This window comes from Lacrimispora xylanisolvens (genome assembly GCF_002934545.1).
GTDB lineage: Bacteria > Bacillota > Clostridia > Lachnospirales > Lachnospiraceae > Lacrimispora > Lacrimispora xylanisolvens.
Window position 1 is genome coordinate 180,358 of sequence record NZ_PTJA01000008.1, and the last position, 13,835, is coordinate 194,192.

At 39.8% G+C, this 13,835-nt stretch carries 16 protein-coding genes; 4 read left to right on the forward strand and 12 right to left on the reverse strand.

Features of this window, described 5'->3' with window-relative positions:
* Position 1: 1 nt before the first annotated feature.
* Complete coding sequence (locus tag BXY41_RS15905; RefSeq protein WP_170072407.1) at positions 2–418, reverse strand: PTS sugar transporter subunit IIA; 417 nt, start codon at positions 416–418, stop codon at positions 2–4.
* 275 nt (positions 419–693) lie between these two features.
* Here BXY41_RS15905 and BXY41_RS15910 point away from each other — a divergent pair, with 275 nt between their 5' ends.
* Complete coding sequence (locus BXY41_RS15910; RefSeq protein ID WP_104437844.1) at positions 694–1,563, forward strand: MurR/RpiR family transcriptional regulator; 870 nt, start codon at positions 694–696, stop codon at positions 1,561–1,563.
* A 71-nt stretch (positions 1,564–1,634) separates the two neighbouring features.
* Here the strand turns inward: BXY41_RS15910 and BXY41_RS15915 are convergent, their stop codons facing one another.
* Positions 1,635–2,903: a four-carbon acid sugar kinase family protein gene (locus tag BXY41_RS15915; protein ID WP_104437845.1), complete on the reverse strand. Its 1,269-nt coding sequence runs from the start codon at positions 2,901–2,903 to the stop codon at positions 1,635–1,637.
* Positions 2,904–3,144: 241 nt separating this feature from the next.
* Between BXY41_RS15915 and BXY41_RS15920 the strand changes: the two genes are divergently transcribed.
* Both BXY41_RS15920 and BXY41_RS15925 read left to right on the forward strand, forming a co-directional pair.
* Positions 3,145–4,929: a sigma-54-dependent transcriptional regulator gene (locus tag BXY41_RS15920; protein ID WP_104437846.1), complete on the forward strand. Its 1,785-nt coding sequence runs from the start codon at positions 3,145–3,147 to the stop codon at positions 4,927–4,929.
* A 64-nt stretch (positions 4,930–4,993) separates the two neighbouring features.
* Positions 4,994–7,633 carry a calcium-translocating P-type ATPase, PMCA-type gene (locus tag BXY41_RS15925; RefSeq protein ID WP_104437847.1) on the forward strand — a complete coding sequence of 880 codons (2,640 nt, stop codon included), beginning with the start codon at positions 4,994–4,996 and terminating at the stop codon, positions 7,631–7,633.
* A gap of 62 nt (positions 7,634–7,695) precedes the next feature.
* Here the strand turns inward: BXY41_RS15925 and BXY41_RS15930 are convergent, their stop codons facing one another.
* The gene (locus BXY41_RS15930) at positions 7,696–8,265 is read right to left on the reverse strand and encodes a TetR/AcrR family transcriptional regulator (protein WP_104437848.1); all 570 of its coding nucleotides are present in this window, start codon (positions 8,263–8,265) and stop codon (positions 7,696–7,698) included.
* A gap of 154 nt (positions 8,266–8,419) precedes the next feature.
* Here BXY41_RS15930 and BXY41_RS15935 point away from each other — a divergent pair, with 154 nt between their 5' ends.
* Positions 8,420–8,929, forward strand: coding sequence for an HXXEE domain-containing protein (locus BXY41_RS15935; protein WP_104437849.1), 510 nt, complete (start codon positions 8,420–8,422; stop codon positions 8,927–8,929).
* A 29-nt stretch (positions 8,930–8,958) separates the two neighbouring features.
* Here BXY41_RS15935 and BXY41_RS15940 read toward each other — a convergent pair whose 3' ends face one another.
* The 9 genes from BXY41_RS15940 to rpsF all read right to left on the reverse strand — a co-directional run bounded on the left by BXY41_RS15940 (position 8,959) and on the right by rpsF (position 13,827).
* Positions 8,959–9,378: a GNAT family N-acetyltransferase gene (locus BXY41_RS15940; RefSeq protein ID WP_104437850.1), complete on the reverse strand. Its 420-nt coding sequence runs from the start codon at positions 9,376–9,378 to the stop codon at positions 8,959–8,961.
* 30 nt (positions 9,379–9,408) lie between these two features.
* Entirely contained in the window at positions 9,409–9,807 is a 399-nt protein-coding gene (locus BXY41_RS15945; protein ID WP_104437851.1) for a hypothetical protein, read from the reverse strand.
* Positions 9,808–9,830: 23 nt separating this feature from the next.
* A complete protein-coding gene (locus BXY41_RS15950) occupies positions 9,831–10,592 on the reverse strand; it encodes a class I SAM-dependent methyltransferase (RefSeq protein ID WP_170072409.1) in 762 nt (253 codons plus the stop codon).
* A gap of 52 nt (positions 10,593–10,644) precedes the next feature.
* Positions 10,645–11,127: a hypothetical protein gene (locus BXY41_RS15955; protein ID WP_104437853.1), complete on the reverse strand. Its 483-nt coding sequence runs from the start codon at positions 11,125–11,127 to the stop codon at positions 10,645–10,647.
* A 34-nt stretch (positions 11,128–11,161) separates the two neighbouring features.
* Entirely contained in the window at positions 11,162–11,944 is a 783-nt protein-coding gene (locus BXY41_RS15960; protein ID WP_104437854.1) for a class I SAM-dependent methyltransferase, read from the reverse strand.
* 131 nt (positions 11,945–12,075) lie between these two features.
* Positions 12,076–12,561 (reverse strand): GNAT family N-acetyltransferase, encoded by a 486-nt coding sequence (locus BXY41_RS15965; RefSeq protein ID WP_104437855.1) that lies wholly within the window; start codon positions 12,559–12,561, stop codon positions 12,076–12,078.
* Positions 12,562–12,777: 216 nt separating this feature from the next.
* Entirely contained in the window at positions 12,778–13,044 is a 267-nt protein-coding gene (gene rpsR / locus BXY41_RS15970) for a 30S ribosomal protein S18 (RefSeq protein ID WP_097004577.1), read from the reverse strand.
* 20 nt (positions 13,045–13,064) lie between these two features.
* Positions 13,065–13,517: a single-stranded DNA-binding protein gene (locus BXY41_RS15975; protein ID WP_104437856.1), complete on the reverse strand. Its 453-nt coding sequence runs from the start codon at positions 13,515–13,517 to the stop codon at positions 13,065–13,067.
* Positions 13,518–13,539: 22 nt separating this feature from the next.
* A complete protein-coding gene (gene rpsF, locus BXY41_RS15980; protein WP_104437857.1) occupies positions 13,540–13,827 on the reverse strand; it encodes a 30S ribosomal protein S6 in 288 nt (95 codons plus the stop codon).
* Between the last annotated feature and the right edge of the window lie 8 nt (positions 13,828–13,835).

A 13,835-nucleotide genomic window follows, 5' to 3' on the forward strand; every position in this document is an offset into this window, starting at 1 on the left:
TTTAACTCTCCTTTTTTTCCATTGACTTAGTGACCTCACCGATCACATCAATGATCGATGACTGCCCCTGCTGCAAAACTACATCAAAATTACAATCTCCGGTGTACTGGATCTGGGTACAGGCTTCAATCATAAGCGGCGCATTCAGTCCCGAAACCACCTTAATATTCCGCTCCCGTCCGATTTTAGCACCTGCATTGGTGGTTGTCCCGCCAAATACATCCGTAAAAATCAGGGACTTCTCCGGCATCCCGGCTGCATATTCATCCACCTTGGCGTAATACTCTGCAAACGTAACCTCCGGCAAAAGCGGGATTTCATGAACAAAATCAACGCTTCCCATAATCATTTTCAGACTTTCCGTCAGCGCCTTTCCCCATCCTCCGTGAGTTAAGAGCAAAATCTGCGGTTTCTCCATCTCGTACCTCCTCATTCATCAGTTTTGTATATCTTTTAGTCATCCGAATTGTAGCATACTACATTTTTCATGTCAATATTGTATTTATATTATTTTCACAGTTTTAATTATGTATTTTGCTACTTTTTTGTAATTATAACTTTTTTAATCAAGGAATATTGAATTATAAATCAGAATTATGATATACTTAATTTGAAATTCACTACATAACTGCTACAGAAATAACAAAACGGCTTCCCTTTTCCGGGAAGATTGAAAGGAAGGCTGTATTTCAAATGACAGAAAACTATGAACTTTTCACCTTAATGGCACGTATAGACGGCATGTCCAACCAGTTCACCAAAACAGACTGGAAAATTGTACAATACATTAAAAAATCTACCCTGAAATTCATTGAACTCAGCGCTCAGGAACTGGCAAAGGAGATCGGAACATCTGATGCCAGCATCATCCGTTTCGCTCAAAAAGTAGGATACTCCGGTCTGAATGAATTAAAATATACGATGCAGAAAGAAATCGACAAAAGTTCTTCCTCCGTAAACCATTCCGACTATTCCGCCCTTCTTAATGACTACAAGATGCTTCTGGACAGCCTGTTTCATTTAACCAATCCGGCAGACATCAACCACACCAGAGAATTGATGTTAAAATCACGGCGGATCTTTATTATCGGACTGAATTTTAATCAGAATATAGCGGAGATAATTGCCCATAAATTTATGACACTAGGTCTTACCGTACAGGCACTTACCAACTATGATACACTGAAGTTATATCAAAGTCTCTCTCAGGAGACCGATCTCTTTATCACCATATCGCTCTCCGGCAATCACAAACAGCTGGCTTCCATACTGGCCGATTTAAATAAAAATGGCAGCAGCGTCCTTCTCATTACCAATTATGAGAAGTCTCTCTGCTCTCCCTATGCAAATATCACACTGGTGATTCCAAAGACAGACCTGCTTTTTAGCAGCAACACCATAACAAGGGAAATTCTGATACTGGTTCTATTTGATATGTTATTCCATAATTTCCTGTCTGAGGATGTAAAATCTTTCCAGTTTTTTCAAAAGGCTGCATCTTATTCCAGATTAAACAGCGATGATACCAGAGATGGTCTTCAAAAATTCATGGATCTTCTCTAACCTTACTTGCATTTTAAAAAGAGCCCGTGATTTTACAGGAATTTAAGTTTCCGTAAAACCGCGGGCTCTTTTCAGCCTTGGTCAGTAATAGCCCTTATTAGGATCTTTGATAAATCCGTAAAAAGTGATTCCTGTCCAAATCCACCAGATTTTGAAATTAATTTTATGTTTTTCCCTTTATAAAGAGCTTCCGAGAGCACGACTCCTTTCTCTAATTCACAGATGGGAGAAATAGCTTTCATACCTGTCTGCTTTGCAAACTGATAAAGGAGATCACCTCCCATAAGAAATGCAGTAGCATCCAGTTCCTTATCTAACAAGGCTTCGATCATATATCCCATGACAGAAACAATCTCTGTCCGAAGTTGTTCCTGTGTAATCCCATTTTCTTTTGCATATTGATAAGTGGCCTCCGGTTCACCTCGGCCGTTAGCATTTAAGATAACAACCGGATTCTCCTTACAGGAACGCAAAATTTTATTTACCAGAGCATTGTCAGACCCGCTTCCGATCCAGGAACGGTCAAGCTTTTCTTTTGGCGTCAGAATGTACTGGGGTACACCTTTTCGAGTGGCATCCGCGCACTGGGCTAATGATACTGGATGGATACTTGCACAGGCGATGAACATATGAGGCAATAAAACTGGAGTTACCGGCTTTCTGCCCTGAATACCCAGCATTTTAGGAAGGAGAGCCGCAAACCCTGCGCAGCCTGCCAGCAAGCAGGAAGCCGTTCCTGTCATAAGCGTACGGGCGATCCTTTCCATATCCTTGGATGTGCCTGAATCGTGTATCAGAATCCCTTCCTTATTCTTCCATTCTTCATCTTCGCAATGATGAATTACATGTGTTGGAATCAAAGTCTGTGAAGATATAATACTCGGAATATGGGAATAAAGAACCGGATCAAACGGATCATTCCCAAAAATACTTTCCGCTATTGGTACACCATCTGCATAATGGACTCCGTTTTTTGTTATCCTGCCCATCTCAGGATAAGCAGGAATAAAATGAATCTGTTTATGACCACTGGCATTAAGTACAGCAGCAAGCTCCGCTCCGATATTACCCCGAAGCACAGAGTCTGTTTTCTTATATACATAGGGAATTCCGGCATCTATCGCCCGCTGGGTTATGGAAAACACCGTTTTATATGCCTGTTCCCGGTCCAAATGGCGGGTCTCTGTATTAATAACCAGAACATCAATATCCTGAGCAAAATCGGACATATTAAATTCAGAATCCAGAGTCACATAGGTAGCTGCCCCGTCAGCTGAAAGCTGAACGCCCGTATCCAGTGCTCCTGTGAAGTCATCCGATATTATCAATAATTTAATCATATTTCTACCTTTTTCAGTATTTTGGAATGATCAGGTTCTTATGATACCATACAATCGATTTTAAGAGAATAAACCCAGAGGCTGTTTTGGTTTATATATGAAACACCCGGAAAAAGAATCAATATTATTTCTAGTAAATGTATACATTTTTTATAAATATATAAAAACAGTACAAATTATGGTATAATGAATCTCAGATTTGTGTTTCAAATGAGAACGTTATAGGATAAGGAGGATACCCATGTCTGATAAGATACGAATTCTGGCAATTGCACCTTATGAAGGTATGAAATCTATTATGTCAAAGCTTGCAGAGGAATATCCCAGCGTCGAATTGAACATCCTGGTGGGCGATCTAAAAAAAGGTGTGGAAATTGCCCAAAGTAATTTTTATGAGAATTATGATGTGGTTATTTCCCGTGGAGGTACAGCAAAGCTATTGCGGCAATCCATCTCTCTGCCTGTTATTGAAATCCATACATCGGCATACGACATACTTCGTACGTTAAAGCTCTCCAATGCAGACACGAAAAAAGTTGCCATTGCCGGTTTCTCCAGTATAACAGAGCAAAGTCAGTTTCTAAAAGAGGTTCTTCCCTATCCCATTGATGTTTTTTCCATCAACTCAACAGAAGAGGCTTTACCAATACTAAAACATATTTCAGCTCTTGGTTATGAAGCAATACTCTGTGATATGATTACTTATACAACGGCGAGAAACCTTGGAATGGATGCATTTCTTCTTACCTCAGGAGTGGAAAGCATACGGGTTGCCCTCCATGCTGCACTTGAGTATTGCAGGTACTACACTCAGCTAAGAAGTGAAAATAATTTTTTCAGGAGCCTTGTAAAGCTAAGAGATATGCGTACCGTTGTTTTCGACAATGACGGGAAGCTGATCTTTTCAACCATATCAGAAACTGATACAACAATTATCGATTCTCTGCACTTGGAAATTAACAATATACCTCTGGATGAAAAGCGCAATTTAATTTTCAGGAAAAACAACCTGATTTACTCTGTACAGGCTCAGCGCCTGCTTTCTGCAGGAACCGGTTATATTGCCTTTTACATTACCGTAAACAAAGCTCCTTCAAACGGTGCAAAAAGCGGCATCCAATACAGCAACCAGAGAGAGATTGAGAAAGAGTTTTATGAAAGCATATACAGCGTCACTAATTTTTTCGCCCAATTTTACAATACCATTGATCAGGTCAACAAGGATTTATATCCGGTCATCATTACCGGAGAGGAAGGCACGGGAAAGGAGCAGATTGCAAAAGCCATCTATCTGCGCAGCTCCGTTAAAGATCAGCCATTTATTGAAATAGACTGCAGCTTATTAAATGAAAAGGTGTGGGAATATTTAACCAGTCACCACAATTCCCCCCTCTGCAGCAGCGGGAGCACCATCTTTATAAAGAATATGAATTTATTAAGCGAAGAACGGCAGAGACAGCTTTGGATCAATATAATCGATACGGATGCCTGCAAACGGAACCGGCTTCTTATCTCCTTTCTCTGTAACTCCTACGGCATTACAGATTCTGGCTCCATGGAATTTATTAACCGGCTGAAATTATTTGTTTTTACGCTCCCCACACTCAGAGCAGATGTATCCCGGATTGAGCCGATTGCAAATCTCTATTTAAATCAGCTGAATATGGAAAATGATAAACAGGTTCTGGGTTTTTCACCAGATGCCATGGAAGAATTACAGCGCTATCACTGGCCCTATAACTTTATGCAGTTCAGCAGGGTTATGAATAATCTTTTTGTCCTGTCCCAGGGACCATATATTGGAATCGAAGAAGTAAAAGAAGTATTGCACAAGGAAGTGACTCTTACCTCCGCCTCCGCAAATGGTTATATGAATATGCTGAATTTATCTCAGCCACTGAATAAAATTAACCGGGAAGTAGCGCTCATTGTATTGGATACGCAGAATGGAAACCACACAAAAGCCGCCAAAAGTCTGGGAATCAGCAGAACAACCCTATGGAGACTGATTAACTCTGATAATTAAAGAAAAAAAGGGATACACTAACTATCATTGATTAGCAAGACATAAACAATATAGGAGAAAAACAATGCAAAAAGAATACTTATTGGAATCCAATGAAGTTATAAAACAGCTTGATTCATCTCCTCATGGACTTTCAGAAGCCCAGGTTCGGGAACGTCAGGAGAAGTACGGCTTAAACAAATTAAAAGAGGGTAAAAAAACAAGTCTTTTGATGAAATTTTTAAAAGAACTGGCCAACTTTATGACAATTGTACTGATTGCTGCTGCAGTAGTTTCGGGAGCCACATCCATCTATGCAGGAGAAAGCATGATCGATACTGTCATTATCCTGATTGTGGTGGTGATTAATGCAATTCTTGGTGTCTACCAGGAATCCAAAGCCGAATCTGCCATTGCATCTCTTCAGGAGATGACGGCTGCCACATCAAAAGTCTTTCGAAACGGCAAGCTTGAAGTTATCCGCTCCGAGCAGCTTGTTCCTGGCGACATCATTGCTTTGGAAGCCGGAGATTCCGTTCCCGCCGATTCCAGATTATTGGAAAGCGCAAGTCTAAAGGCAGAAGAAGCCGCACTGACAGGCGAATCGGTTTCAGTTTCCAAGCATAGCGATGTGTTAGAAACCGGAAAAGGTGAAGTGGCCCTGGCAGACAGAAAAAATATGATTTATACCGGTTCTACAATTGTATATGGCCGGGGTAAGGCAATCGTCTGCTACACAGGAATGGAGACGGAGATCGGTCATATTGCCGATGCCTTAAATACTGCAAAAGATGAAGAAACACCCCTTCAGATCAAGCTGAATCAGCTCTCCAAGGTGTTGTCCATTATGGTTCTGGGGATCTGCGCCTTAATGTTTGCTGTAAACATTATTCGAATTGGCGTTTCCGGTAACGGCATTCATCTGGAAGAACTGATTGATACCTTTATGATTGCTGTTTCACTTGCTGTTGCTGCAATACCGGAGGGTCTGGCAGCGGTGGTAACCATTCTTTTATCCATTGGCGTGACTAAAATGTCCCGTAAGCACGCGATTGTCAGAAAGCTGACAGCAGTTGAAACCTTAGGCTGCACCCAGATCATCTGCTCTGACAAAACCGGAACCTTAACACAAAACAAAATGACGGTGGTAGAGCACTCCACTTCAGACGAACCCCTTCTTATGACGGCAATGGCACTGTGTTCCGATGCAGTCCTTGACCCGGACAGCCTTCAGGCGGTAGGAGAACCTACGGAATGCGCTTTGGTAAATGACGCGTATAAAAACAACTTATCAAAGCCGGAACTTGCAAAAGATTATGAAAGAATCGGAGAGGCACCTTTTGATTCCGTAAGAAAAATGATGTCAACGGTGCACAAAAAGAAGGACGGCTCGATAATCCAGTTTACCAAGGGCGCACCAGACGAGGTATTAAAACGCTGCAGCCATGCGTTTTTAAAAGGAAACATCGTAGCCATGACAGATGATATCCGCCATGATATCATGAAAGCTAACAAAGCAATGGCAGACCGGGCACTCCGGGTTTTATGCGCATCCATACGAAACTGGGATCAGTCTCCCCATGACCTGGCACCTGAAGCACTGGAGAATGATCTGATCTACCTTGGGCTCTCCGGCATGATTGATCCAGTCCGTCCTGAAGTAAAGGCGGCGATTAAGGAATGCCAGAATGCCAGTATCCGCCCCATTATGATTACAGGCGATCACAAAGATACTGCTGTAGCCATAGCAAAGGAGCTGGGCATTCTTGAAAATGAGAGCATGGCTATCACCGGCGCGGAACTGGAAAAATTATCGGATGAGGAACTGGAGAAAAAGATTACCAGCTTTTCGGTCTATGCGCGGGTACAGCCAGAGCACAAAGTCCGTATTGTAAAGACATGGAAGAAGCTCTCTAAAGTAACTGCCATGACTGGAGATGGAGTCAACGATGCCCCAGCCATTAAAGAAGCCGATATTGGTGTGGGAATGGGAATCACAGGAACTGACGTAACAAAAGATGTTGCAGATATGGTTCTGGCTGACGACAATTTTGCCACCATTGTTGCAGCGGTTGCCGAAGGCCGAAGGATCTATGACAATATACGAAAAGCAATCCAGTTCCTGCTTTCCTCTAACCTGGCAGAGGTAATTGCAGTATTTGTAGCAAGTCTCATTGGCTTTACCATTTTAAAACCGGTACATTTGCTTTGGATCAACCTGATCACGGACTGTTTCCCGGCTATTGGTCTGGGTATGGAAGCGGAAGAAGCAGATATTATGAAACGAGCCCCCAGAGACCCAAAAGACAGTATTTTTTCTGATGGCGTTGGTGTTGAAATCGCTTTACAGGGTTTTGTCATTGCACTCCTGACCTTGATCGCATACTTCGTAGGTCATTATGTGGAAAGTGGTGTTTGGGAAATCGCCCAAAGCGCAGACGGCATGACGATGGCTTTCCTGACATTATCTCTCCTTGAGATGTTCCATTCGTTTAATATGCGTTCCAGAACTCGTTCCATCTTTCATTTAAAAACAAAGAACAGCTTTTTAAATGGTTCCCTGCTGATGTCATTTATTTTAACAACCGCAGTTATATACGTTCCCTTTTTAAGAAGAGCATTTTCCTTTGAGCATATCTCACTTCTGGAATATGTCGTGGCTGTGCTGATTGCAGTCTCAATCATACCGATTATGGAAATCGTAAAATTAATGAAACGCAGATAATAGCAGGCCGTCGGATTCATCTGTTCCTAGTAAGAAACAGATGAATCTGGCGGCCTTACTATTTACTCTCCGGAATAGTTAAATACCTTTGCCAGATACATAAAAAGCTGAGTATGTCTGGTCAGCTCCTCATATCCATCATTTTTCAGGCACCATTTCATTGCAGTCAGCACAAGTGACGCATATTGATTTGACAAATAATCCAATAGTTCTATGGACTTTTTATTTGTCTTTAACTGTCTCTCATAAAAGCTCTCTTGCAGGAAATTGTACATATCCTCATATAAGTGAATGGTTTCTGTATGTATTTCAAAAAGTGCCAGAATTTCTTCTCTCCGGTCAGATAGAATCTGATACATTGGTTTAATCACCATAATGGCATCTTCCATTTTATCGCATTCAAGTCTGTCCATAACTCCCACTTTTAATACATCAAATATGCCGTTGCAAAGAGTTTCAGCCAGCTGATATTTATCCATATAATGCTTGTAGAATGTAGAACGGTTAATTAATGCACGGTCAAGAATATCCTGAACCGTTATTTTATGAAAATCCTTTTCTTTCAACAACGAGATAAACGAATTTTCAATGTTTTTTCTGGTTTTTCTCACGCGCAAATCATTCTGGTTCATGAGTACTCCTTTCCAGGCAACATTTTAGTACATTCAATATAGATAAGCAACATTCTGTATCTTATTATAGCTTATTTATATAACAAATAAAATTCTGTTGATTGAAACTTTTCGCCATATAATTAAAATAAAATCAAAAAGGAGAGATTCAATTATGAATGAATTAAGATGGTTTACCTGGCTATTTCCGTTATTATTTATTGTGCATGATATGGAAGAGATTATGAAAGCGAAACAGTGGTGTAAAAAAGGATTAAGACAATTGATTCCTCTTCCAATCACACCTTTTGGTGACACTAACAACACAGCAGCTTTTTCCGTTGGGGTATTTGAAGAACTTATTTTGTGGATGTCTGCCACTTTACTGGGAAACATCACCGGTTTTTATGGATTATGGTATGGTCTGCTGACAGCAAATATCATTCATCTGGTTCTATTTCATATTATCCTGCTACCCTTATCTTACCGGCATTACGTGCCTGGCGAGGTGACCGCATGGCTGACCCTGTTCCCCTGTTTCTACATCCTGATTCTTGCGCAAAGGATCTTAAATTACTCAGCAATTGAGATCGCACTTTGGGTTACTATCGGCCTGGTTTTTGCATTTGGAAATGTTAAAATTCTTCACAAGAACATGCATCAGCTGGCAAGACTTGTTGGATAATCGGATATAAATATATGATGCAGCCCAAACTATATTTTTTTAATCAAAAACATTTCCATGGGCTGCTCATATCCCGGGATATTAATAATTAATCCGCCGCTATCCTGATACCCTAATTTTCTATAGAAGTACTGGGCATCCTCATCCACCTGGGTAGACGTCATCAGCATACCATATCCCATTGACTTCATATCATTTTCCCAAAAATTCATCAGCTTATTTCCATAGCCCCTGCCCCGAGTATCAGAGTCAACATAGAGCATTGTACAAAATGGAGTATTATCCCAAAAAAGATTGTATCTCAACAAGCCATACGGAATATGATCTTCTAACAGAACATACCCCATTTTATCCCTGATCTTTTTTTCAAATTCAGTCGTCTGCAAATGCCTATCAAGCTTTAGCCAGAAATTTCTATCTTCTTCCTGTACATATCTTATACTCACCATAGGAATCTTTACACCGCCTCCTGTTATCTATCAGCAATAATCCTCATATTCTTCATTTGTCATTAACCGGTATCCATTCTCTTCGTCCCATATAAACTCCACATCTTCTAATGAAGCCTCCCATATCGCATCTGGAATCACTCTTCGAAGGGAAGTCAGCCACTCTATGAAAAAGAATAATGCTTCTGTCTGCATTTCCACTATTTCATCATTCATATCATCACTATCATCACACGGATATGGAAGCTTGACAGCACCAGAAAAGATGCATGTGGGTTCAGCCAGATCATAGGAGTACTGGCACAGCGTCTCGCCTCTTTCCGGGAAGGGATAATTTTCTTCGCATTCTTTTAAAATCTGATTAATCTTCTCCTGCTCTGACTGGGTAAGAGGGTAGTTTCTATTTGCCTGATAATAAATACTTGTCATAATCCCGCTCCTTTTCAAGTAACTTACTTTCTCAATATTATCATGCTATGTAAGCTATATCCTAACAAACTTTTATCTTCACAGGTTTTCAAATGAAATTGATACCACTTATTAAAATTTTCCTCATCAGCAGCATTAATTTTATCAGAAAGTAAATAATTTATTCCATCAACGGCAAGATGGCAAACAATTTCCATATGAAAACTCAATGCCATTTTCTCTATTTCATAAGGCGTCATATACAGGAACACCCCATCTGTAGTCCTGTTTTCAAACCATTTGTCCGCCTGATCCATGTTATTTAACTTATCATCAAGCCCAACAATAACTCCAGCCATTGTATTGATGTAGGAAATAACCAACAATCCACCTGGTTTTAACACACGCAGACATTCTTTCATGATACCCGATCTTATCTCATCATCAACATGATAAAACGCTCCCATACATAGTACTGCATCGAAATTTTCATCACTAAACCTTGAAAGATCCAGCATATTCCCAACATAAATATCTTTTAATACAGGACTATTCTTTTGCTTCTCCCGAATAATATCAATATTACCAGGAACGATATCCCCTGCAATAACCTCATATCCCGATTCAGCCAAAGGAAACGCATAGTTTCCAGTCCCTGCACAACCATCTAATAGAAAAGCACCTTCTTTAATAAACTTCTTTAAATAATGCATACTGGTCAGCCATTCTATCTTATGGCTATTGTTTCGAAAAAGCCTGCCATCTTCATCGTATGCTTTATAATAATTTATAATTTCGCGTTCCATAACCCCTCCCCCTAATTCACTTTTTGTTTTAGCCAAAACGCTAAATTTCATATCACTCTGTGATTTTCAAATAGTAGCATACTCGATCATTCATTTCCCGCTGTTTATTCCACGTATTTTTTATCGCATCATTAATATTTTTCGCATCCTGAAAATCAGCTTGTCTTTTTTTACAATGTTCTGCAAGCAGTTCATCACTTATATCAAGATATACCAGCACTTCGCAATCCAATAGTATTAACGTGAATAATGGGTGTCCGGGCTTCACCGTTACCCTCTCTCTGACCAGCCTGCCTGCAAAGTCACCAATTTCTTTCGTCCATGGTTTCTGGCATAAATGTGCTTCCTCTTCTTCGGTTAATTGAGGCCACAATTCATCATCCATATCCACAGTCTCTGGAATCAGCTCATGCAATGTAGACTTTCCGCAACAAGTAGTAGCCATGATACAAATACGGTCATTTTTGTGTTTATCAAATATTTTCTTTAAAGAATCTACCGTTTCTTTTGCTGATGTATTTATTTCCATATTCATTTGTTCCCCTCTTTGTTTATATACGCTAATAACCCTACGGCTTTCTTGCAAGCTGCAAATCTATGGTATCGTAGATTGTAATTATACCACCCAGATTGTCTATTGCCGTTTCAATCTCTGAAAAGAACTTTGCTCTTATGCTTTCTTCAATTGCTATATGATCAGAGTAAGTACCGAGAAGAGATGTATATTCTTTCGAAGTAAAAGTTCTTGTTCTATGATATAATTTATAACTTATGTCAACAAAGCCGTATTGACTTGCTATATTAGCACGTTCTTTTGCTGCATTTTCGCTATATTCATTATCGCTAAATGTCCCGGGCATGTATACAGAATAAACCTTTTGAATAGCATTATGTATTTCCTCTCTCCCCTTATCCTTATAAGGATGGTTGGCAAAGCGCGCAAATACACCACCACTTTTTAATAGTGCAAAAACTTTCTTATATCCAACTTGCTCTGGTATCCAGTGAAATGCTGATGCAGAATATATTAAATCACATGTATTGTCTTCACATTTAAAGTCCTCAAACTTTGCTGTTATGGCAGAAAAATTTGGGTATTCCTTAAATTTATTACGACATTGCTCAGCCAGTTCAGCACCATATTCCACAGCTGTCAGGTTACAGCCCGTTTTCAATATTGGTAATGTCGCCTGACCTCCTCCAATTCCAACTTCCACAACATTACTGGATTGATTAATTGGAATATAACTGAAAATATCTTTATATAACTCTGGTACATATCCTGGACGCAATTTTTCATATTTTTCTGCCACTGTATTAAAGGTCCATTCCAATCCTTGAATCACTGCCATAATATTCCCTCCATATAATTGATCTAAAGTATAATACTGCACCCTGATTTGTAGCTCTGAGTTTAAAAGTTCATTATCTACCTTAACTTAATAAATTCACAATAATGGTGTTGAATTAAGATGCAATCATATCAGGTTAATACTATATATTCCATATAACCAACTGTAAATGGTGCACCATCATACTTTTTATATCCCATATTTATAAAGCCATTATCTTCGTACCACTTTCTCAGACATTTATTGTCATCTATCATTCCCAACGTAATTTTATTAGCACCCAGTTCTTTTGCCTTTTGTTTACAAAAAATAAGAAGTTCTTTACCGTAACCTTTTCTCCTGAATTCAGGAAGAATAATAATATCATCTAACTTGCAAATGTCGTCATCACACATTTTCATACCCATAAAACCAATAAGTTTATCATTATGTAAATACCCGAACATCAATGTACTGTCTTCAAACTCTGTCAACAACTTTTCATACGGTAAACTTGCACGGCCTCTATCAGGGCAGTTTTCTTCCGTCAGACCAAACTCAATCGCAACAGTTTCATAGCCTTGATGAAATATGTTTAGACAATTAATTAGATCATCTTTTTCAATAGGTTTTATCATACTGCACCTCCGATTACATATATGGTGAATCAACTAATACTATATAATATACCATAATAAAACTTACAAAAAAAGACCCCACATTCTCATGTGAAGTCTTTCTATATCACGAAACTCTCTTCCCAGCCAATATACCACTGAAAAAATCATCCCGATTTGAGTAAATTTTGAGTAAAACTCCTTTACCCTATCCGCAAACCCTTATCAAATAAGGATTTACTCCATAGTGTAAGGCATAAGAGCGATATGTCTAGCTCTCTTAATAGCAACAGTCAGTGCTCTCTGATGCTTAGCACAGTTGCCAGTGATACGTCTGGGAAGAATTTTTCCTCTTTCAGACACGTATCTTTTTAATTTATTTACATCTTTATAATCGATAACGCCATTCTTCTCGCCGCAGAATACGCATACTTTTTTTCTTCTGCGCATGCCGCCTCTTCTCATCTTAGCGCCATCAGCTTTATCATTCCTGTTAAATGCCATTGGGATACCTCCTGTTAGATTTAGTTGAATGGAAGTCCTTCGTCTTCGACTCCATCCGGGATATTCATAAATCCATCGCCGATTGCACTGGAGGGAGCTGGTCTGGAGGTTGGCTGATAGCCGCCGCCTTCGCCTGGAGCACCGCCCTTGCTGTCTGCGAATTCCTGATCTTCTACAACGATATCTGTTGTATATACTTTTACGCCGTCTTTATTCGTATAACTTCCAGTCTGGATCCTTCCGGAAATCAGTACTCTCATACCCTGACGGAAATACTTCTCTGCAAACTCACCTGCTTTGTCAAATGCAACGCAATTGATAAAATCAGCGGTCTGCTCATTGCCGTCCTGACTTCTGCGGCTTCTGCGATCAACAGCAAGGGTATACCTTGCGATGGCCATAGCACGCTCGCCCTGGGAATATCTTACTTCTGGATCACGGGTCAATCTGCCCATAAGGATTACTCTGTTCATACGATCACGCTTTCTTTATCTATTATGCTTCTTGTTTCACGCATAAGTATCTGATAACCGGCTCCATAATACGAACGTTTTCTTCTAATTCGTTCGGTGTATTGGACGCGCCATCAAATTTGATGAAGTAGTAGAATCCTTCTTTCATTTTCTGAATTTCGTAAGCTAATCTCTTCTTACCCCATTCATCAACGCCAGTTACAGTTCCGCCGAAACGAGTAATGTAACCATTAATCTTTTCCATGGCAGCTGCTCTCTCTTCATCTTCGAGCTTTGCGTTCAGAACAATTGTTAATTCATATTTGTTCATGCTTGTTT

Excerpts from the sequence above, each read along its gene's own strand:
- BXY41_RS15965 (WP_104437855.1), bottom strand. The coding sequence starts at position 12,561 with ATGATAAAACCTATTGAAAAAGATGATCTAATTAATTGTCTAAACATA.
- BXY41_RS15920 (WP_104437846.1), top strand. The coding sequence starts at position 3,145 with ATGTCTGATAAGATACGAATTCTGGCAATTGCACCTTATGAAGGTATG.
- BXY41_RS15940 (WP_104437850.1), bottom strand. The coding sequence starts at position 9,378 with ATGGTGAGTATAAGATATGTACAGGAAGAAGATAGAAATTTCTGGCTA.
- BXY41_RS15930 (WP_104437848.1), bottom strand. The coding sequence starts at position 8,265 with ATGAACCAGAATGATTTGCGCGTGAGAAAAACCAGAAAAAACATTGAA.
- BXY41_RS15955 (WP_104437853.1), bottom strand. The coding sequence starts at position 11,127 with ATGAATATGGAAATAAATACATCAGCAAAAGAAACGGTAGATTCTTTA.
- BXY41_RS15945 (WP_104437851.1), bottom strand. The coding sequence starts at position 9,807 with ATGACAAGTATTTATTATCAGGCAAATAGAAACTACCCTCTTACCCAG.
- BXY41_RS15905 (WP_170072407.1), bottom strand. The coding sequence starts at position 418 with ATGGAGAAACCGCAGATTTTGCTCTTAACTCACGGAGGATGGGGAAAG.
- BXY41_RS15915 (WP_104437845.1), bottom strand. The coding sequence starts at position 2,903 with ATGATTAAATTATTGATAATATCGGATGACTTCACAGGAGCACTGGAT.
- rpsR (WP_097004577.1), bottom strand. The coding sequence starts at position 13,044 with ATGGCATTTAACAGGAATGATAAAGCTGATGGCGCTAAGATGAGAAGA.
- BXY41_RS15935 (WP_104437849.1), top strand. The coding sequence starts at position 8,420 with ATGAATGAATTAAGATGGTTTACCTGGCTATTTCCGTTATTATTTATT.
- BXY41_RS15925 (WP_104437847.1), top strand. The coding sequence starts at position 4,994 with ATGCAAAAAGAATACTTATTGGAATCCAATGAAGTTATAAAACAGCTT.
- BXY41_RS15960 (WP_104437854.1), bottom strand. The coding sequence starts at position 11,944 with ATGGCAGTGATTCAAGGATTGGAATGGACCTTTAATACAGTGGCAGAA.
- rpsF (WP_104437857.1), bottom strand. The coding sequence starts at position 13,827 with ATGAACAAATATGAATTAACAATTGTTCTGAACGCAAAGCTCGAAGAT.
- BXY41_RS15950 (WP_170072409.1), bottom strand. The coding sequence starts at position 10,592 with ATGGAACGCGAAATTATAAATTATTATAAAGCATACGATGAAGATGGC.
- BXY41_RS15975 (WP_104437856.1), bottom strand. The coding sequence starts at position 13,517 with ATGAACAGAGTAATCCTTATGGGCAGATTGACCCGTGATCCAGAAGTA.
- BXY41_RS15910 (WP_104437844.1), top strand. The coding sequence starts at position 694 with ATGACAGAAAACTATGAACTTTTCACCTTAATGGCACGTATAGACGGC.